Genomic DNA, 19404 nt, shown 5'->3' on the forward strand with positions numbered 1-19404 from the left:
TCATGCGTTGCTTCATCGGCATCGACCTCGGTTCCACCACCACGAAAGCCGTGGTCATGGACGAAAACCAGAATGTGCTTGGGCGCGGCATCACCAACTCGCGCTCCAATTACGACACCGCCGCTGCGGTCTCGAAGCAGGAGGCGCTCGTCGATACACGGCTGACACTGTTCCGCCGCGCTCTCGAAGCCGTGCCCGGAACGGCGGACACCGCAGAAGCAGTCCTCGCCGGTCTTGAGCGGAATTTCCGTCACATCCAGTTCGTCGAACAGCTCGAAGATCTGGAGCGCACCTGCATCGGCAACGTGAAGGGTCCGCGCTTCGCCGGGCGCGAAAAGCCCGTCATTGAAGCGCTGGCGGAGACGTTCCGGCGGCTTCGCGAGCACTCCGCGACGCAGTTCGCGCCGGGCTTCCGCCGCAAGTCCGACTTTTTCCGCGACCTCGCGGGCGGCGATTTCATGCACAACGGCGAGGCGGTTTGCCGCGAGGCGGGACTCGCCTTCGACCTCATTCTCAACATCTACGACAAGTCGATCATTGAGGTGGAGAACCGCCCACCCGCGGGCGACATCGAAGGCAAGTTCGTCCGCGCGCTGGAAATGGGATCGCTCGATCAGTCGCTGATCGCCGCGCCGGTGAAGGCCGCCCTCTCCATCCCGCTTGAGGAAACCTACGTCGTCGGCACGGGTTACGGCCGCGTGCGCCTTCCTTTCCCGAAGGAGCACATCCGCTCGGAAATCCTCTGCCACGGGCTCGGCGCGCACATTATGTATCCGCGAACCCGCACCGTGCTCGACATCGGCGGACAGGATACGAAGGGCATCCAGGTGGATCCTGCGGGTATCGTCGAGAACTTCCAGATGAACGACCGCTGTGCGGCGGGCTGCGGGCGCTACCTCGGCTATATCGCGGACGAGATGAACATGGGGCTGCAGGAACTCGGGCCGCTCGCCATGCAGTCGACGAAGCAGGTGCGCATCAACTCCACCTGCACCGTGTTCGCAGGCGCCGAGCTTCGCGACCGCCTCGCGCTTGGCGAGAAGCGCGAGGACATCCTCGCGGGGCTGCACCGGGCGATCATCCTGCGCGCCATGTCGATCCTGTCGCGAGCCGGTGGCGTGAAGGACCAGTTCACCTTCACCGGTGGCGTCGCGAAGAATGAGGCTGCGGTGCGCGAACTGCGGAAGCTCATCAAGGAAAACTACGGCGACGTGCAGATCAACATCAATCCGGACTCCATCTACACCGGGGCGCTTGGCGGCGCGGCCTTTGCCGTGCGCGCGGTCCTGAACTGAGCCAGCCGAAAGGACGAGATCATGAGTGCTATCATTACAGCGGGCGTGGACATTGGTTCGGGCTGCGTCAAGACGGTGCTGTTCGAGGTCGATGGTGAAAAGACGCGTTGGCTCGGCAAGGAGTACGCGCGGATAAGGAGCCGCGATCCCTTCGCGCTGGCGGCCGAGACTTACGACGCAATGCTTGCGAAGGCGGGCGTTTCCGCGGGCGACGTGGCCTATGTCGCCTCGACCGGCGACGCGGAAAACTTGCGCTTCGCGACGGGGCATTTCTATTCGATGACGACGCATGGGCGAGGCGCCGTGTACCTCAACCCGGAAGCCCGCTCGGTGCTCGACATCGGGGCTCTCAACGGCCGCGCTATCCGCATCGACGGCGGCGGAAAGGTGTTGAACTACAAGATGACGAGTCAGTGCGCGTCGGGCTCGGGTCAGTTTCTGGAGAACATCGCGCGCTATCTCGGCATCGCGCACGACGAGATTGGCATGCTGTCTCAGCAGGCCGACAACCCCGAACGCGTATCCTCGATCTGCGCAGTGCTCGCGGAAACCGACGTCATCAACATGGTGTCGCGCGGAATTTCAGCGGCGAATATCCTCAAGGGCATTCATGTGTCCATGGCGGTGAGGCTCGCCAAGCTGTTGAAATCCATCGGCTCGACGGATGGCGTGGTGCAGATGACGGGCGGTCTCGCGCTCGACACGGGGCTCGTTGCGGCGCTGAACGAGGCGCTCGTCAAGGAGAAGGTCGCGCTCGTGGCGGAAAGCCACCCGGACTCGATCTATGCCGGGGCCGTCGGCGGCGCGCTGTGGGGTGCATTCCGGCATCAGAAGCTGTCACGCCTCGAAGCGGTCGCGGCCTGATCGATCATGGCACAAAAGAAAAACGAGGCGTTCGTGGGGCGCACCGCCATCGTGACGGGCGGGTCGCGCGGCATCGGACGTGCCATTGCCGAAGGGTTGAAGGCGGGCGGCGCACGTGTCGTCGTCTTCGACCGCACCGAAGGCGAACTGACGGGCATGGATTTCCGCGCCGTCGACATCGCGAACAGTGCGGCGGTTGCGGCGGCGGTCGGCTCGCTCGATCGCCCGGCGGACCTCCTCGTCAACAATGCGGGTATCACGCGCGACCGCTCGCTGATGAAGATGAGCGACGAGGAGTGGCAAGGCGTGCTGGACGTGAACCTGACGGGCGCATTCATGATGCTCCGCGCGGTTGCTCCGGCGATGTGCGCGCAAGGGTTCGGGCGCATCGTGAACGTCGTTTCGATCAATGGCCTGCGCGGAAAGTTCGGGCAGGCCAATTATGCTGCCTCCAAGGCGGGCCTCGTCGGCCTGACGAAAACCGCAGCCCGCGAGCTTGGACCGAAGGGCGTGACCGTGAACGCCGTCGCGCCCGGCATGGTGCTGACCGAAATGACGCTCGCGCTCGCCGAAGACGTGCGTCGCAAGGCGCTCGACGAAAGCGCGCTGAAAAAGCTGCCCGGCGTCGACGACATCGCGGACGCTGTGCTGTTTCTCCTGTCGGACCGCGCCAGCTTCATCACGGGGCAGGTGCTGAAGGTCGATGCAGGTCAGTATATCTGAGCGCTATAGCGTCGTGCCGCGCCCGATTTGCGACGCGACGCTGTAAATTTCATCTTCACGCAGGCTGATCTATTGCCCCGCCGCCTGGCGAATGACGGTTTCGATGGACGCCCCCTTGCTGCGACGGGCGATCTTCAACATCGTGTCGATGGTGATCGAGGATAGCGTCGCGCGCGCGGTGTCCTCGATCTCGTTCATCACGAGGCGCAGGGCCTGACCCTCGCTCGTGTCGTCGCCCGCCTCGAAGCCGCCGGTCGTCGGTCCGATGGGCTCGAAAATGGCGATGATATCGAACAAGGTCAGCCGCTTAGGATTACCGACAAAGCGATAGCCGCCGCCGACGCCGCGCGAAGCATCGACGATCCCCTCACGGCCGAGCGTGCGCAAAACCTTCGCCAAGTGGTTGGGCGAGATGGCGTATTTCTCCGCGATGTCGACCGCCGACATTTGGCGATGAGGCTGCGCAGCGAGTTCCAGAACCGAAAAAATGGCGTGCCGTGTCGCGACCTGAAGCCTCATTCGTCGAGATCCTTCTCAAGTTCCACAAACGGCCCGGCCATCATTCCCTGTGCGCGGAAGAACGACATGACAAGCTGCGCATCGCGAGCGACCATGGTGCGAACCTTTGTTATGCCCGCGCGGCGAAAGGCGTCGCAGATTGCCTGGAAAAGGTCGGCGCCCATGCCCGACAGCCGCGTGTTCGGATCGACCGCGATTGCGAAGACCCAGCCGCACGGCGGCGAGCCGAATTCCCAGGCGCGGATTTCTCCGGCGATGAAACCGAGCAGGATATCGTCCTTGACGGCGACGAGAAGGAAATGCTGCTTCCGCCGCGACTGACAATCCTTGAAGAGCGCTTCCCAATAGGCCGGTTTCGGCGTCGACGTAACGGCAGCATCGAGGCGAATGATAGGCTCGATATCGGCGGCACAGGCCGGGCGAATAATGAAATGCTGTTCTTCCGCCATCGCTCCGTCTCCCTTCCGTCTCCCTCGGCAACCTTTGCCGTTTCGGACAACGTGTCATTATCGTACCGATTTGCGCTTGAATCGCGGACTTGACAAGAAGTTGATAATAGCTTTACCTAAAACGGTAAAACAGTACCGGTTTACCTTATACGCCCAAGCGGGACGAACCGGTCAGAAAAAAATGCCGGGATGAAAGCGCAAACGCGCCAGAGGAAGAGGTGGGAGATGGGACTGTTGGTCGTGGCTGGGGAGGAGATCGCGTTTCCGCCGGTTTTCAATGTCGCTTCGGAGTTCATCGACCGGCACCTTCGCGAGGGTAAGGCGACGAAGGTCGCCGTGCGGACGCGGAAGGGAGACACCACCTATCGCGAGCTTTTCGAGGGTGTGAACCAGACCGCGAACTTCCTCGATGCGGCTCAAGTCGGCCGTGGCGAACGCGTCCTCATGATCGTGAAGGACAGCGTCGAGTTCTTCTTCATCTTCTGGGGGGCGATCAAGGCCGGTATTGTGCCTGTGCCCGTCAATACGCTTCTGCGCGCGAAGGATTACGCCTTCATCATCGAAAATTCGGCATGTGCCGGGCTCATCTATTCGCCGGAATATGCGGGCGAAGTCGAGGCGGCGCTCGCAAGTATTCCGCACCGGCCGGGCCTTGTCCTGAAAATCGCGGACGAAGGCGACACGCTTGCCAACCGGATCGCCCCGTATTCCACCGAGTTCGCCGCCGTCGAGGCTTCGCCCACCGATGAATGCTTCTGGCTTTACTCGTCTGGCTCGACGGGCAATCCGAAGGGCGCGGTTCATCTTCAACGCGACATGGTCGTTTCGAGTGAATTCTACGGCGTGCGAACGCTCGGCGCAGGAGAGGACGATGTGTTCTTTTCGGCTGCGAAGCTGTTTTTCGCGTACGGGCTCGGCAACGGGATGACATTTCCGCTCTGGGTCGGCGGCACCGCCGTTCTGCTCGACGAGAAGCCGACGCCGTCGAACACCTTCGCTCTCATCGAGACGTTCCGCCCGACCCTGTTTTTTGGAGTGCCCACGCTTTACGCAGCCCAGCTTCAGGCGCTGGAAAATGTGACGCCTGACTTGTCGTCCCTGCGCATGTGCGTATCGGCGGGCGAGGCGCTACCAGCCGATATATTCCGCCGGTGGCGTGAGCACACGGGGACGCTCATCCTCGACGGCGTCGGCTCCACGGAAGCGCTTCACATCTTCATCTCGAACCGGGTCGGCCAGTTCAAACCCGGTTCTAGTGGCCTTGTCGTGGAGGGCTACGACGCCAAGGTCGTCGACGAGGCGGGCCGCACCGTGCCGACCGGCGAAACGGGGCGTCTCTTCATCAAGGGGCTGTCGATGGCGAAATACTATTGGCGAAACCCCGAGAAGACCGCCGAGACGATGCTCGGCGAATGGATCAACACCGGCGACACGTACTATCGCGACGAACACGGCTATTTCTTCTACTGCGGCCGCTCGGACGACATGCTGAAGGTCGGCGGCATCTGGTGTTCGCCCTTCGAGATCGAATCGACGCTTATCGAACACCCGACCGTTTTCGAGGTGGCGGTGGTCGGCCGCTCGGATGGGGAAGGGCTCGTCAAGCCCGAGGCCTGGATCGTGCTGAACGACGAGGCAAGACCGACCGAAGCGCTGGAAGACGAACTGCGCACCTTCTGCAAGACGAAACTCGCGCCCTATAAATTTCCCCGCCGTTTCCATTTCGTGGACAGTCTGCCCAAGACCGCGACCGGCAAGATCCAGCGCTACCGTTTGCGCGCGGAGGAATAGCGGATGCGCGACGCATACATCTATGGCGGCTTGCGCACGCCTATTGGCCGTCACGCGGGCGCGCTCGCAGCCGTCCGGCCCGACGACATGGCGGCGCACGTCATTCGCGCCGCGCTCGCTGCGTCGCCCTTTGACGCCGCGGACGTGGAAGACGTCATCCTCGGCTGCGCCTGCCAGGCGGGCGAAGACGCGCGCAACGTCGGCCGACACGCGGCGCTTCTCGCGGGGCTGCCGCAAGAGGTTGGCGGCGCGACGGTGAACCGGCTCTGCGGCAGCGGCATGAACGCGGTGATTGACGCCGGGCGCGCCGTCACGCTCGGCCACGCGGAGCTGATTGTGGCGGGCGGTGTCGAGTCGATGACGCGCGCGCCTTTCGTTATCGCGAAGCCGCAGGCCGCTTACGGGCGCGATACCGCGATTTACGACACGACCATCGGCGCGCGGTTCGTGAATGCCCGGCTGGTCGCGACTTACGGCAATGACTCCATGCCCGAGACGGCGGACAATATCGCGCACGACCTCGGCATCTCGCGCGCCGAGGCGGACGCTTTCGCGCTCGCCTCGCAGGAGAAGACCGCACGCGCCGTGAAGGAAGGCTTCTACGAAGGCGAGATCGTAGCCGTGGAGATCCCCGGCAGGCGCGGCGAAGCGATCAGGGTCTCATCCGACGAACATCCGCGCCCCGAGACCACGCGCGAAACGCTCGCCCGGCTGAAGCCGCTGGCTGAAGGCGGCATCGTGACGGCGGGAAACTCGTCCGGTATCAATGACGGCGCGGCGGCGCTTCTCATCGGAAGTCGCAGCGCGGGCGAGAAGGCGGGTGCCGAACCTCTCGCGATAGTGCGCGCGGCGGCGGTTGCAGGCGTGCCGCCCCGCATCATGGGGGTCGGTCCGGTGCCCGCTTCCGCGAAGGCCCTCGAACGCGCGGGCCTTACACTGGCCGATATGGACGTGATCGAAATCAACGAGGCCTTCGCCACGCAGGTCATCGGGTGCTGCCGCCTCATGACGCTCGACCCATCCGACAGCCGCCTCAATCCGAACGGCGGCGCAATCGCGCTCGGCCATCCTCTCGGCGCATCCGGTGCCCGGCTCATGCTGACCGCAGCGCGGCAGTTGCAGCGCTCCGGCGGCCGCTATGCGCTCGTCACGATGTGCATCGGAGTTGGGCAGGGCATCGCCGCCGTCCTTGAACGGGCCTGACGCGCGGCGGCGTGGCAAGGCGCGCAACACCCTGCCTGCGCATGCTCATCAGTCGAAGGCCCGTACGGCGCTCACCCTATGCCGAAGCGGCCTCACGAAGCGCGCCGTTCTCAAGCCTCACCCATCGGTTCGCGACTTTCGCAAGAAAATCGCGGTCGTGGGAGACGATAACCATGGCCTGCGGCAGGCTGTTCAGAATGTCGACCATCCGTTCCTCGGTCTCGGTATCGAGGGCAGTTGTCGGCTCGTCGAGAAGCAGAACCTCCGGCTCCATCGCGAGCACCGCCGCAAGCGCGACAAGCCGCTTCTGGCCGCCCGAAAGCTTGTAGGTGATCCGCTCATCGAACCCCTGAAGTCCAAGGCGATCGAGCGTGCGGCGCGTGATCTCGCGGGCTTCGGCGCGGGATTTACCGAGGTTGAGCGGGCCGAAAGCGACATCCTCCGCAACGGTCGGACAGAAAAGCTGGTCGTCGGCGTCCTGAAACAACAGGCCCGCGCGGCGGCGGACTTCCGGGAAATCACCCTCGCTGGTCCTGATCTTGCCGAACGCCTCTATCGTTCCCGCCGATGGCTTGGCGAGGCCGACCATCACATGCAGCAATGTCGTCTTGCCCGCGCCGTTCGGCCCCGTCACCGCGACGCGTTCGCCCGCATGCAACACGAAATCGGCGCCGCGAAGCACGGGGCGTTCCCTGTCGTAGGCGAAGCTCACGCCGGAGAGACGCAGCAGTTCCGGGCTCATAGGCGACCTACTAGCGCTCTGGCGCATACGTTTGATCCCTTTTGCCGCACGCTCTCATCCAAACGTATGCGCCTCAAGAGCACCAGCAACCAATTGATTCTAGTGCAGTTTCTATTTTACATTTGATTATGGTGCCACCAGCTGGTGTGGATCAAATGTAAAATTCACTGCACGAGTGCGAGGCCGAGGCACACGCCGAGAGACAGTCCGGCAAAGGCTCCATCGCGCAACGAAAGCGGGGCGTTTTCTGAAAGGGCGGGAAACGTCCCGTTGAAGCCACGGCACCGCATCGCGGCGACTATCCGCTCCGAGCGTTCGATGCTCCGCACAAGCAGCATGCCAACGAGATAGCCGATGCTTCGCCACGTATGCAGGTCGCACCGCATGCGAAACCCGCGCGCTTTCATGGCGACGCGCAACCGCCGGTACTCACGTCCGAGAACGTCGATGTAACGCAGGGTGAAGAGAAACAGGAGAACGAACTTGCTCGGCAGGCGCAGGCGGTTCATTGCGCGGCCGAGGAGCGCGGGCTCCATGGACGAAAGCAACGCGAGGATCATCAGCACGACGGCGTTCGCTTTCAGGAGGATCATTGCTCCGAGAAGCGCGCCTTCGCGGCTGGCTGGCAGTCCGGCGACCGAGAACAAAGGCTCTCCCGGCGTGGAGAATGGCAGCATCGCCAGCACCATCAGCATGAAACCGTCGAGCGCGGCCATGCGTCGGAGCGCGGTTCCGGGGCTCTGCCGGGCAGCCGCAACCGCGAGCGTCGCTATCCCGAGCGCGAGCGAAAGCGCGGTGAGGCTCTTCAGGCTCACGACGACGAGGCAGAAGACCGCGCATACGAGGAGGCGAAGGCCCGGATCGACGGATTGGACGAAGTTCCGCTGATCGCCGCCCGACCGCGAACCGGCCAGAGCGACAGCACCGTCGCAGCAGCCCTCGTTCACCGCGCCCGTCTGCTCTCCCGCGAGGCTCATTGCGCGTCCCTCGTCACATCGGAAGCGCCGCCGCGCACCCACTTTCGCCGCTGAGCAAGACCGAAGGCAAGGCCGCCGAGGCCCAGGATGTAACCGAGACCGCCGAGGATGTCGTGCAACCGGATCTTTTCCTGATACGCGTCGATCTGTTCGCGCAACGGGCGGATCTGGCGGGCGATGCTTTGGTCGATGAAAGCCTTGAGATCCGTATCTTCGCCAGTTCGGGAAACGGCGGAGGCAGCCGCGACTGGTACGCCTGTCCGCTCGGCCGAAGGTTTCGCTGCGGCTGCGTCGCCGCCGCTGGCCAAGGTTTGCGGCAACTCGTCGGCCGCGACGGTGTAGCTCGCGACATGGCCATCTCCCCCATCAACGGTGATGACATGATCGACCCGGCGCGTGGCCTCGTAGCGGAAATTCCCCTCGTCGTCGGTCGTCGTCTTGCCGAGAACCGTTCCGTCCGGGCTTGCTACCGTGACGGACGACTGCCGCGCCCGGCCGCCCGTACCAAAATACGCGTAACCCTCGATCGCCGCGCCTGTTGCTGTGGCGAACACCTTGAGCTTGTGCGCCTCCGCTACGCCCCCGAACATCAGAAGCATGACGGCGACAAGGGCGGGAATCGAAACTCTCGTCATTCGTGTGATCCCCTATGCCTGAAAGCCGAGCAGCGACGGCTTGACCCTGGATAGAAGCCCGATCACCGCGACGCTGAAAGCCGCCTCGATCAGGGCGACCGGCACATGCGCCACCACCACGAGATTGGCAGCGGCCAGAAACTCCCTGCCGGACAGGGCGAGAACCGCAGCCACAAGGATAGCAGTGATGAGAACGCCGAGACCGCCCGCCAGTCCGGCGCCCCAGAGCACGCGCTGGCGGTTCGCGCCATTTCCGGCGACCGCTTGAAAGAGGTAGCCGCACAGAACCGCTGGCACGGCCATGTTCATGATGTTGACGCCGAGCACCACGAGGCCGCCGAACCCGAAGAGAACGGCCTGCAACAGCAAGGCGACCGCTATGGCCGGGAACGCCGCCCATCCGAGCAAAATGCCCGTCAGCCCGTTCAGGATGAGATGGACGGAAGTCGGGCCGACCGGGAAATGCACGAGCGAGGCGACGAAGAACACCGCCGCAAGGATGGCGACCTCGGGAATGCGTTCCTCATCGAGGTGGCGAAGCGCGTAGCCGCAGCCCGCGAGGCTGACGGCCGCGCCCGCGATCAGAACCGGGGCGGACAGGACGCCATCGGGAATATGAGCCATGGTCACGCTCCGGGTAAGAACGGGACGCAGTCGGTGTGCGTCCCGTCGCCAAACTCACTTCATATCGACCGCTTTGACCCAGATCGTGCCGCCGAGTTCGGCCTCGGCGGGCTTGCCGTCCGGCCCCTTTGTCTCGCCGTCGATAAGGGCGTTGAAGCCCCACCAGCCGGCTTTCGGAATGGCGTAGGCGAACACGCCGTTGTCGTCGGCCTTGACGACCTGGGTTACGAATGGATCGGAGGGGGCCTTCACCGAGCCGTCATTCGCCCATTCGATCTCGACGACAGCGCCGGGCACCGGCTTGCCGTCCTTGCGGACCACGCCGCGGAAAAGGTTGCCCGTCCACACACCGTAGGGGCGGCTCAAGGGCTCGATTTCCACCGGGAAGCCGACGAGCTTGTCCCAGCCCTCGCCCGATCCGAAGTCGACGACAACCTTCGTGTAATGGATCAGGAAGTGCTTCTCGCCCTCGTCCCAATAGGGGGCGGGCTCAAGGAAAAACACATAGTCGCCGGGCTTCTTGATCTGATAGGTGGCTTCGAACGCTTTCTTGCCAGAAACCTCGACGGGCTTCAGCGAAGATTTCAGGTCCACTTTCTCGCCGTCCGCGAGAACGCCGAATTGCTGCGGCTGTCCCATATCCATGTTGGGGCCGCCTTCCATGGGATGGGTGAACACGGCCTGCAGCTTGACCTTGCGATCGCCCTCATCGGGAACGATGTCGGCGGACGGCAGAAGCTCCTGAAAATGCGCATGCGCAGCGGCCGAAAAGAGCAGAAGCGCGGCAACCGAAGTTGCGGCGAGACCCGCAGGAAAACGCATGAAGTCCCCCTCGTATGAGTTATGAAGCATTTATCATTGTTCACACCCATTATCGGTAGTCAACGCGACGTTGGGGGAATCCGAGCCGTTCATCCGCTGGATATGGTGACGCGCTGGAAGCGCATATGGTTTATGCTCAGCTTGAAAGACCACAGGAGGACGACGGATGGAACGAGTGACGATCTCTCTTGATGAGGATCTGCTCGGGCATTTCGACAGATATCTCGACAAGAAGGGCTATGCCAGCCGGTCGGAGGCGATCCGGGATCTTCTGCGCGACAAGCTTGAGCAGGAGAAGCTCTCCGAAGACAAAGCGGAAAACGCCATCGCCTGTCTTTCCTACGTGTACAATCACGAACAGCGTGAATTATCGCGCCGGCTGGCCCGGACGCAGCACGCCCATCATCATCTCGTGCTTTCGACGCTCCACGTTCATCTCGATTATGAGAATTGCCTTGAGGTCGCCTTGCTCAAGGGAAACACGCACGATGTCCGCAAGCTTGCGGAGGCCACCATCGCGGAGACCGGGGTGCGGCACGGCAATCTGCACATCGTCCCGGACGACATGCCCAAACGCCATCACCACGACTAATCATGTCGACCGGCGGGGGCATATCCAAATGGCTAAAGGAGGTGGAGGCCACGCCCGGAATCGAACCGGGGTGCGCGGATTTGCAGTCCGATGCGTCACCACTCCGCCACGTGGCCTCAGACAGCTTTGGTAGCATGATCGACGCCGCATGAAAAGCGCTCATGCAATCGGCTTTCGTTCCTCTGTTCACGCGCGCCATTTTTTGTTACCCATTGCGGCGCAGGAACTTTCGGGGCACGGCAGACGATGAACTTTGCAACGGCGCGGCTTCACATGGTCGAATCGCAAATCAGGCCGAACGGGGTGCGCGACCCGCTCATACTGGACGCGTTTGCGTCGCTGCCGCGCGAGCTGTTCGTCCCGGAGCAGCGACAGCACCTCGCCTATATCGACGAGGGCGTGCTCGCCGTGGAAGCCGCGGCCGATGAGCCCGCGCGTTATCTTCTTCAGCCGATGGTTCTCGCCAGGCTCCTTGAGGCGGCGGAGCCTCGCCGGGAGGATCACGTGCTCGACGTCGGCGGCGCAACGGGCTACGGCGCGGCGATCCTGTCGCGACTCGCCGCCAAGGTCGACGCACTCGAGACGTCGGCCGCGCTCGCCGAGGCTATGAGGAAGCGTCTTTCCTTTGTGGGGGCGAGCAACGTGGACGTTCACGCGGGGCCGCTTGAAAAAGGCGTGCCCTCGAAAAAGCCGTTCGATCTCATCGTGGTAAATGGCGCGGTTGCCGACGAACCGAAGACCTTGCTCGAACAGCTTGCCGATGGCGGAAGACTCGTTGCCGTCGTACGCAAGGGCTGGCTTGGCCGCGCATGGCTTTATGAAAAGAGCGGCGACAGCGTTTCGGGACGCCCGCTATTCGACGCGCCCGCAGATTATCTTCCCGGCTTCGAACCGCAGCCGCAGTTCACATTCTAGTGCATGGCGCGTACGGCCTCACCGTTGCACGCTCATAAGCAAAATCTATGCGCGGCTCACGAGCGCGCCGCAAACCGATGCAAATGTTTGAGTCGCTGCAATAGAGCGTATCGATTCGGTGAATGCAGGCCATCTATCGTTCGCCGCAACGCAGTTGACACCTGTTCCGAGCGATAAACGAATCGCTACGAAGTTTGGTACAATTGTAAGAATACGTCGCAGGTTTTGCGTAGAACGTAACGCCTTGTCACACAAATATCGCCGCTGCGGCAACTGAGCAACGGCGCATGCCAAAAACTCCTAAAATGCACAGGCAACGAACCGATTTTACTTTTGCTTATGCCTTCTCATGGATAGCTTTCCGCAGGCACGCTCCCATGTGCCGCGTTTTACGATGTGGTGCATGCGTTGGTGCGGGTTCGAACAACGGAAGCAGTCCATGCCGTTACAACGTCTTTCCTCCCGTTTCGTCAGAGCGTCCAGGACCCTTTGCTCGGCCTTGGCCTTGAGCATTGCGTTTGGAGCGCCTGTCAGCGCCGAGAGCCTCAAGGAAGCGTTAACGGCCGCCTATCTATACAATCCGACGTTGAAGGCCGCGAGGGCGCAGTTGCGCTCGACGGATAACCAGGTTGCGCGCGCCAAGTCGGGCTACAGGCCGCGCGTCAACGCCACGCTTCAGGCCGGCCGCGCCGATACGCGCACGCGGTATGACAACAGCGGCGTCGATGCTGGGACGCTCGCGGCCTGCTTGAATACGGATTGCAGCATAGATCCTACTGGTCAGGGGTTGGCGCCGGTTTCGGTTGGCACGCTAAGCAACTTGGAAGCTTCAAACGGCGTCTACAGCCCGCGCACGGCGAGAATCGCGGTGCAGCAGAACGTGTTCGACGGATTCCGCACCTACAACAACATCAAGGGCGCTGAAGCCGCCGTCGAAGCAGGCCGCGAGGACGTCCGCAATTCCGAGCAGACCATGCTCCTCAACGCGGTAACGTCCTATATGGACGTGGTGCGCGATCAGGCCATCGTGAACCTCCGCCAGAGCAACGTGCGGGTGCTGGCCGAACAGCTGCGCGCCACCGAAGACCGCTTCAAGGTCGGCGAGGTGACGCGCACCGACGTGGCGCAGGCGCAGTCCGGTCTTGCTCAGTCGCAAGCCGACCTGTCTATCGCGCAAGGCACGCTCTACGGCGACCAGGCCCGATTCGCGCAGTATATCGGCCACCCGCCGGGAACGCTGCGCGATCCCGGTCCGGCCACCAACCTCCTGCCGAAGACGCTCGACGATGCCATCGCTGTCGCTCAGTCGGAAAACCCGCTGATTCTCTCTTCCCTGTTCCGCGAACGAGCGCAGCAGCATCAGGTCAAGCAGGTGAAGGGCGAGCTTCTGCCTAACCTTGCCGTCGAGGCGAGCTACACAAAGGGCGCGCAGACGCAGAGCCCGCTGATCAACCAGTATGACGATGCGCGCGTCGTCGGTACACTCAACATCCCGATCTACGAAGGCGGCGAGGTTTCAGCCCGCATCCGCGCCGAGATCGAGACGCTGTCCCAACGCCGCCAGCAGATCGACGAATCGCGCGAAATTGCCCGCCAGCAGGTCAGCTCGGCATGGGGCCTTCTGATCGCCGCGAAGGGCAACGTCGCCGCTGGTGAGGCCGCTGTCGAAGCCACGCGGATCGCGCTTCAGGGCGTGCGCGAGGAAGAGCGCGTCGGCCAGCGTACGCTGCTCGATGTGCTGAACTCCGAGCAGCAGAACCTGAACGCGCAGGTCAATCTCGTGTCCTACCGCCGCGACCTTGTCGTCGCGTCCTACTCCGTGCTCTCAGGCATGGGACGCCTTACTGCCTCCGATATCTCGCTTCAGGCGGAACTTTACGATCCCACCCGCTATTACAGCCAGGTCAAGGATACGTGGTACGGCTGGGGCGCCTCCGTTGAAAGCCAGGAAGACCCACGCGTCGCTCCTGTTGAAGATCCGGGCCTCCTTCCGGGCCAGGATTCGGGCGACGGCCCCGCTTATACCCAAAAACTGCCGCAAATCCCGTGAAACGGGTAGCGTAGCCGTTCCGATGAAACTAGCCTGATGCGGCTGGTTTCGAAGGAATAAGTCAAACGCGCCCGCTCACGAAGCGGGCGCGCTCGTATAGGGTGATTGGCATGAACCGCGCAGATCAGGCTCCCGAACCGTCGATGGAGGAGATTCTCGCCTCCATCCGCTCGATTATCGCCGACGACGGCAAACCGTCCGCGGCCGAGAGCGCGCGCGCCGCACCAGCCGGATCTCCCGCAGCGCCCGTCGAGGAGGATGTTCTCGACCTCACCGAGGAACTCGTCTTTCCGGTGGAAAGGGCGGCGGCTTCGACGCCTCCCGTCTCGTCCGCGCCAGAGCAGCCTGCGTTGAACCGGGCTCGATTTGACGCACAGCCCGCCGCGTCTGATTTGCGGCACGGCGCTGTTGAGCCGAATTGCCAGGCGGCAGAGCGGGCGGAACCGGAACCCGCAGCACACGCCGTCGCATCCCCGCAGGAAGCGCACTCTGGCGCTCGGGCCGCGAGCGCGCAGGCCATGCCGCCCATGGAGCGCGTCGCCGCGCATCTCGAAACGTCGCAGCCTGAAGCACCTCGCCAGGAAACCTATCGCCCCGAAACACCCCGTACCGAAGCCGATCCGCGCGAAGCTCAGCCGCGCCCGGCGCAGGCGACACCGCGCTCGATCTGGTCGCGACGCGAAATGCCCGGCTCGCCAGCGCCCGCTCCCGCCTCGCCCGTGACGCCGCGCGCCGCCGCGGAGCCTCCCGCGAGGCCGCAGAAGCGCTGGGCCGAAGACATCCATATGCCCATTCCTGCCGGAGGTCCGGTGCCGCTCATTCCGCAAGACATCCAACCGCGCGTCGAGGAGGCGGCAAAGCTTCAGACCGTCACCGCGCCGGAACACGAGGCAACCGCTGCAGAGCCGGAAGATTCGGCGATGGCCATGCTGGCCGAACGGCTCGCCCGCGACGCCGTCAGCGCGATGGACGCCGAGGAACTCACGCAGGCCAGCGAAGTCGATTTCGCGGCGCTGGAGGACGAACGGAAGGCCGAAGTGACCGAAAGCTTCGCCAGCGCCATCGAGCGCCAGAGCGAGGGCAATTCGGGCCAGCCGCTTCCGAGCTTGCTGGACGAGGTGTTGCGCCACGATTTCCGCCGCGATGCGGACGAAGACGAGGACGACGAGACGGAGGCCAGCGACGCCGCCGCTGTTTCCGAGCCCGAGATTGCGCACGACGCCCCGGAGGAGGCCGAAGACGCTTCGGTCTACGCACCGACCGAGGCTGTTGACACGACTCCGGTGGAGGAGCCGGAAGCCGAGCAACCGGTCTTCGAGACGGAGCATTTCCGCGAGATTGAAGAGGCCCGCTCCGAGGATCTCCCCTCGGAAGAAGCGCAGGCCGACGAAGCCGCGACCGACGAGCCGAGCGTCGAGCAAGATCATTTCGAACAGGAGTTTGAGCCGCGTTTCGAGGCCCCCGTGGAGCGCGGTCCGCGACCGGATTTCGCGCCATGGCTGGTGGCGTCGCCGGTGCATGACGAGCCTGCTTCGGCTTTTCTGGCGTCCGAGCCGGAAGCGGAACGGGAACCGGAGCCCGCGCGCGAAGAGGTGGAGCTGCCGCTTGCGCAGGCCCGCTTCATCGGCGCCGAGCCGTCTTCCTATACGCAGCAACTTGTCACTGAGCCGTCGCCATACGCGCCGCAGGTCGTCGCCGCGCAAGCGCCAGCCCCCGCTCCCGCGCCGTCTCAGGCCACGGCAGTTCCGCCTGCCGCAACGGGGCCGCTCGAAGCCGCCGTTCGCGAGATGCTGCGTCCGATGCTGGTGCAGTGGCTCAACGAGAACATGCCGCGCATCCTCGAAAGCGCCATCCGCGAGGAAATCGCGTCGCGCGGCGTCTTGCCGAAACCGGACGATCAGGTATAGGCGAGCGCTGGCTCGCCTTCGCTTGCATCCTCGCGGCTTTCAGTCTGCGATGCACAAGGTAACCCGGCGCGGCCCGCATTAGCGGTTGCCGCGCGCTTGTCGTTTTTCTACATCTACCGGACCTTCAAGCTCATTCAAGTCAGGCGCTCACGCCAATGTTGGAAAAAACTTACGATCACGCCGCCATCGAACCGCGCATGTCCAAAGCATGGGAGGACGCTGAAGCCTTCCGCGCCGGGAAAGCGCTCGAAGTCAATCCGAAGGCGGAGCCGTATTCGATCGTTATTCCGCCGCCGAACGTGACGGGCTCGCTGCATATGGGCCACGCGCTGAACAACACGCTTCAGGACGTGCTCGCGCGGTTCTACCGCATGCGCGGCCGCGACGTGCTGTGGCAGCCGGGCACCGATCACGCGGGCATCGCGACGCAAAGCCTCGTCGAGCGCCAGTTGGCGGAGAAGCAGGAGCCGTCGCGCCGCGACCTCGGCCGCGAGGAATTTCTGCGCCGCGTCTGGGCGTGGAAGGAGCACTCCGGCGGCACCATCGTCAACCAGCTGAAGCGGCTTGGCGCATCGTGCGACTGGTCGCGCGAGCGCTTCACCATGGACGAAGGGCTGTCGCGCGCCGTCGTCAAGGTGTTCGTCGACCTCTACAATGATGGCCTGATCTACAAGGACAAGCGGCTCGTCAATTGGGATCCGAAGCTGCAAACCGCGATCTCCGATCTTGAGGTGATCCCGGTCGAGACGAAGGGGCATCTCTGGTATTTCAAATATCCGATCAAGGACGCGGAAAACCTCGAACGGAAGTTCGTGGTCGTCGCCACGACGCGCCCCGAGACGATGCTCGGCGATACGGCCGTTGCGGTGAACCCCGAGGATGAGCGCTGGAAGCCCTATATCGGCAAGACGGTGATCCTGCCGCTGGTGGGTCGCGAAATCCCGATTGTCGCCGACGAGCACGCCGACCCGGAACAAGGTTCCGGCGCGGTGAAGATCACGCCTGCGCACGATTTCAACGACTTCGAGGTGGGCCGTCGCCACGACCTGCCGCTGATCAACATCTTCACGCCGACGGGGACGCTCAACGACGAGGTGCCGGAGGCTTATCGCGGTCTCGACCGCTTCGAGGCGCGCAAACGCATCGTCGCCGACCTCGAAGCGCTGGAACTCGTCGAGAAGATCGAGCCGCACGCGCTGAAGGTTCCCTATGGCGACCGCTCGAACGTCGTCATCGAGCCGTATCTGACCGACCAGTGGTATGTCGACGCGAAGACGCTGGCTCAGCCCGCGCTCGCCGCCGTCCGCGAGGGCAAGACGCGCTTCGTGCCGGAGAACTGGCGCACGGTCTATTTCCAGTGGCTCGACAACATTCAGCCGTGGTGTATTTCGCGCCAGCTTTGGTGGGGGCATCAGATCCCGGCCTGGTATCACCCGGTTTGGGACCTGAGTTTCCCGATGCCGTCTTGGGTCGGCAACGAGATTGCCGTGGCTTCGACCGAGGAGGAAGCTATCAGGCTTGCTTATGATTATTACACAAAGCACGCTGAGCCGCTCGGTCTCCAGCTTGACAAGTTGAAGATTGAAGTCGTTCCCGAAATGCCTAACGGGTCATGGATCGAAATTGTCCGCGAGATCCGCGAGGGCGTTCGGCCAATCCCCTTATGGCGCGACGAAGACGTGCTCGACACATGGTTTTCGTCCGGCTTGTGGCCGTTCTCGACGCTTGGCTGGCCCGACGAAACGCCGGAACTCGCGCGCTATTACCCGACATCGGTGCTCGTCACAGGCTTCGACATCATCTTCTTCTGGGTCGCCCGCATGATGATGCTGGGCCTGCACTTCAAGAAGGAGGTGCCGTTCCGCGATGTGTACATTCACGCGCTCGTCCGCGACGAGAAGGGCGCAAAGATGTCGAAGTCGAAGGGCAACGTCGTCGATCCGCTGAGCGTCATGGACAATTACGGCGCCGACGCGCTGCGCTTTACCATGGCGGCGATGGCGGCGCAGGGCCGCGACGTGAAGCTCTCCATGCAGCGCATCGAGGGCTACCGCAACTTCGCGACGAAGCTCTGGAACGCCGCTCGCTTCTGCGAGATGAACGGCTGCGTGCGGAAAGAGGGCTTCGACCCGGCCGCCGTAAAGCTCACGCTCAACCGCTGGATCTATGCGGAGGCGCAGGCCACGGCAGCCGCCGTCACCGAAGCCATCGAGGCATACCGCTTCAACGACGCAGCGGGCGCGGTCTATCGCTTCGTGTGGAACCGCTTCTGCGATTGGTATCTCGAATTCGCCAAGCCCGTGTTCATGGGCGAGGACGAAGCCGCGAAGGCCGAAACGCAGGCGATGGCGGCCTGGGCGCTCGACGAGATCTTGAAGCTTCTGCATCCGTTCATGCCCTTCGTCACCGAGGAACTCTGGACGGTGACGGGCGAAGAGGGCCCCGCGCGCGAATCGCTGCTGGCGCTCGCCTCGTGGCCAGTGCCTGCGAAGGATACGGACGCAAAGGCGCTCGCCGAAATCGATTGGGTGATCGACCTCATCAGCGAAATTCGCTCGTTACGCTCCGAAATGAATGTGCCGCCCGCGACGCTCCTGCCGCTGACGCTCACCGGCGCGACGGACGACACGAAGGCGCGCGCGGCCCGCTACGAGGCGTTCCTCAAGCGCATGGCGCGGATTTCGGACATCGGCTTCGCGGATGTACCGCCGCAAGGCTCCGCGCAGTTCGTGCTCGGCGAGGCGACCATGGCGCTGGCGCTGGCGGGCGTGATCGACATCGCGGCGGAGCGGGAGCGGCTGAAGAAGGAGATCGGCAAGCACGAGTCGGAGATCACCAAGATCGACGCGCGCTTCGCGAACGAGCAGTTCGTGGCGAAAGCGGCCGAAGAAGTGTTGGAGGATAACCGCGAGCGCCGCGCCGAGGCCGAAGCCGCCGCCGAGCGGCTCAAGGCGGCGCTTCAGCGGCTTGCCAACGTCGCCTGACGCGAGCGGCCGCGCGGGGCGCGCCATCGACGGTGCCGCCCGCTTGCGTCCTGAGGCGAATACTTGTGGCTTCGCAAATCTTCGCTTCTCGCCGTGCGCGGCCCGGAGCGGCTGTAGCGTTTTGCCGACATTTTCTGTCGCGCGCGCTGTCCGACTCGTGTCGGCGCATTCGAGTCGCGCCCGGCCGCGCAGAAAGATTGCGCCTCCCGGCTTCTGGATGGCGAACGAGGCCGGAGCGGCGGTGCGCTTGCATCAAGGCTCCGTTGCGGTTTGGTCAGGGCTCGGCGGACGGAAGCCCCGTTTCGCCCCTTT

General features: G+C 63.5%; 17 protein-coding genes and 1 tRNA gene. 10 read left to right on the plus strand and 8 right to left on the minus strand.

The window, feature by feature from the left end:
• Positions 1-2 precede the first annotated feature (2 nt).
• The 3 genes from bcrA to fabG are packed head-to-tail and all read left to right on the plus strand — an operon-like array spanning position 3 to position 2882.
• The gene (gene bcrA, locus RVAN_RS00195; RefSeq protein ID WP_013417736.1) at positions 3-1295 is read left to right on the plus strand and encodes a benzoyl-CoA reductase subunit A; all 1293 of its coding nucleotides are present in this window, start codon (positions 3-5) and stop codon (positions 1293-1295) included.
• A 21-nt stretch (positions 1296-1316) separates the two neighbouring features.
• Positions 1317-2159: a benzoyl-CoA reductase subunit D gene (gene bcrD / locus RVAN_RS00200; protein WP_013417737.1), complete on the plus strand. Its 843-nt coding sequence runs from the start codon at positions 1317-1319 to the stop codon at positions 2157-2159.
• A gap of 6 nt (positions 2160-2165) precedes the next feature.
• Positions 2166-2882, plus strand: a complete 717-nt coding sequence (fabG, locus tag RVAN_RS00205; RefSeq protein WP_013417738.1) for a 3-oxoacyl-ACP reductase FabG — start codon at positions 2166-2168, stop codon at positions 2880-2882.
• Positions 2883-2951: 69 nt separating this feature from the next.
• On the opposite strand, the gene RVAN_RS00210 is transcribed toward fabG, so the two are convergent.
• Entirely contained in the window at positions 2952-3401 is a 450-nt protein-coding gene (locus RVAN_RS00210) for an Rrf2 family transcriptional regulator (protein ID WP_013417739.1), read from the minus strand.
• Positions 3398-3850, minus strand: a complete 453-nt coding sequence (locus tag RVAN_RS00215) for a GNAT family N-acetyltransferase (protein WP_013417740.1) — start codon at positions 3848-3850, stop codon at positions 3398-3400. Before RVAN_RS00215 ends, RVAN_RS00210 begins: the two co-directional genes overlap by 4 nt.
• Before the next feature lie 225 nt (positions 3851-4075).
• Between RVAN_RS00215 and RVAN_RS00220 the strand changes: the two genes are divergently transcribed.
• Together RVAN_RS00220 and RVAN_RS00225 are read left to right on the plus strand one after the other, a co-directional pair.
• A complete protein-coding gene (locus tag RVAN_RS00220) occupies positions 4076-5641 on the plus strand; it encodes a benzoate-CoA ligase family protein (protein ID WP_013417741.1) in 1566 nt (521 codons plus the stop codon).
• A gap of 3 nt (positions 5642-5644) precedes the next feature.
• Positions 5645-6844, plus strand: coding sequence for an acetyl-CoA C-acyltransferase (locus RVAN_RS00225; protein ID WP_013417742.1), 1200 nt, complete (start codon positions 5645-5647; stop codon positions 6842-6844).
• Between the two features lie 76 nt (positions 6845-6920).
• Here the strand turns inward: RVAN_RS00225 and RVAN_RS00230 are convergent, their stop codons facing one another.
• From RVAN_RS00230 to RVAN_RS00250, 5 genes are all read right to left on the minus strand, one after another.
• Positions 6921-7586 (minus strand): energy-coupling factor ABC transporter ATP-binding protein, encoded by a 666-nt coding sequence (locus RVAN_RS00230; RefSeq protein WP_013417743.1) that lies wholly within the window; start codon positions 7584-7586, stop codon positions 6921-6923.
• Between the two features lie 164 nt (positions 7587-7750).
• Positions 7751-8563 carry a cobalt ECF transporter T component CbiQ gene (cbiQ, locus tag RVAN_RS00235; protein ID WP_013417744.1) on the minus strand — a complete coding sequence of 271 codons (813 nt, stop codon included), beginning with the start codon at positions 8561-8563 and terminating at the stop codon, positions 7751-7753.
• A complete protein-coding gene (locus tag RVAN_RS00240; protein ID WP_013417745.1) occupies positions 8560-9198 on the minus strand; it encodes a hypothetical protein in 639 nt (212 codons plus the stop codon). The genes cbiQ and RVAN_RS00240 overlap by 4 nt, the downstream gene beginning before the upstream one ends.
• 12 nt (positions 9199-9210) lie before the next feature.
• A complete protein-coding gene (cbiM, locus tag RVAN_RS00245; RefSeq protein ID WP_013417746.1) occupies positions 9211-9822 on the minus strand; it encodes a cobalt transporter CbiM in 612 nt (203 codons plus the stop codon).
• 54 nt (positions 9823-9876) lie between these two features.
• Complete coding sequence (locus RVAN_RS00250) at positions 9877-10644, minus strand: DUF4198 domain-containing protein (RefSeq protein ID WP_013417747.1); 768 nt, start codon at positions 10642-10644, stop codon at positions 9877-9879.
• Positions 10645-10810: 166 nt separating this feature from the next.
• Here RVAN_RS00250 and nikR point away from each other — a divergent pair, with 166 nt between their 5' ends.
• Positions 10811-11236 (plus strand): nickel-responsive transcriptional regulator NikR, encoded by a 426-nt coding sequence (nikR, locus tag RVAN_RS00255; RefSeq protein ID WP_013417748.1) that lies wholly within the window; start codon positions 10811-10813, stop codon positions 11234-11236.
• A 42-nt stretch (positions 11237-11278) separates the two neighbouring features.
• Here nikR and RVAN_RS00260 read toward each other — a convergent pair.
• Positions 11279-11352, minus strand: a tRNA-Cys gene (locus RVAN_RS00260).
• Between the two features lie 130 nt (positions 11353-11482).
• Between RVAN_RS00260 and RVAN_RS00265 the strand changes: the two genes are divergently transcribed.
• The 4 genes from RVAN_RS00265 (at position 11483) to RVAN_RS00280 (ending at position 19092) form a co-directional block, all read left to right on the plus strand.
• A complete protein-coding gene (locus RVAN_RS00265; protein ID WP_013417749.1) occupies positions 11483-12151 on the plus strand; it encodes a protein-L-isoaspartate O-methyltransferase family protein in 669 nt (222 codons plus the stop codon).
• Between the two features lie 505 nt (positions 12152-12656).
• Positions 12657-14201, plus strand: a complete 1545-nt coding sequence (locus RVAN_RS00270; RefSeq protein ID WP_049779149.1) for a TolC family outer membrane protein — start codon at positions 12657-12659, stop codon at positions 14199-14201.
• Positions 14202-14311: 110 nt separating this feature from the next.
• On the plus strand, positions 14312-16108 hold the full coding sequence (locus RVAN_RS20650; RefSeq protein ID WP_013417751.1) for a DUF2497 domain-containing protein: 1797 nt from the start codon (positions 14312-14314) through the stop codon (positions 16106-16108).
• Between the two features lie 155 nt (positions 16109-16263).
• A complete protein-coding gene (locus tag RVAN_RS00280) occupies positions 16264-19092 on the plus strand; it encodes a valine--tRNA ligase (RefSeq protein ID WP_013417752.1) in 2829 nt (942 codons plus the stop codon).
• The last annotated feature ends 312 nt before the right edge of the window (positions 19093-19404 follow it).

This window comes from Rhodomicrobium vannielii ATCC 17100, from assembly GCF_000166055.1.
GTDB classification, from domain to species: domain Bacteria; phylum Pseudomonadota; class Alphaproteobacteria; order Rhizobiales; family Rhodomicrobiaceae; genus Rhodomicrobium; species Rhodomicrobium vannielii.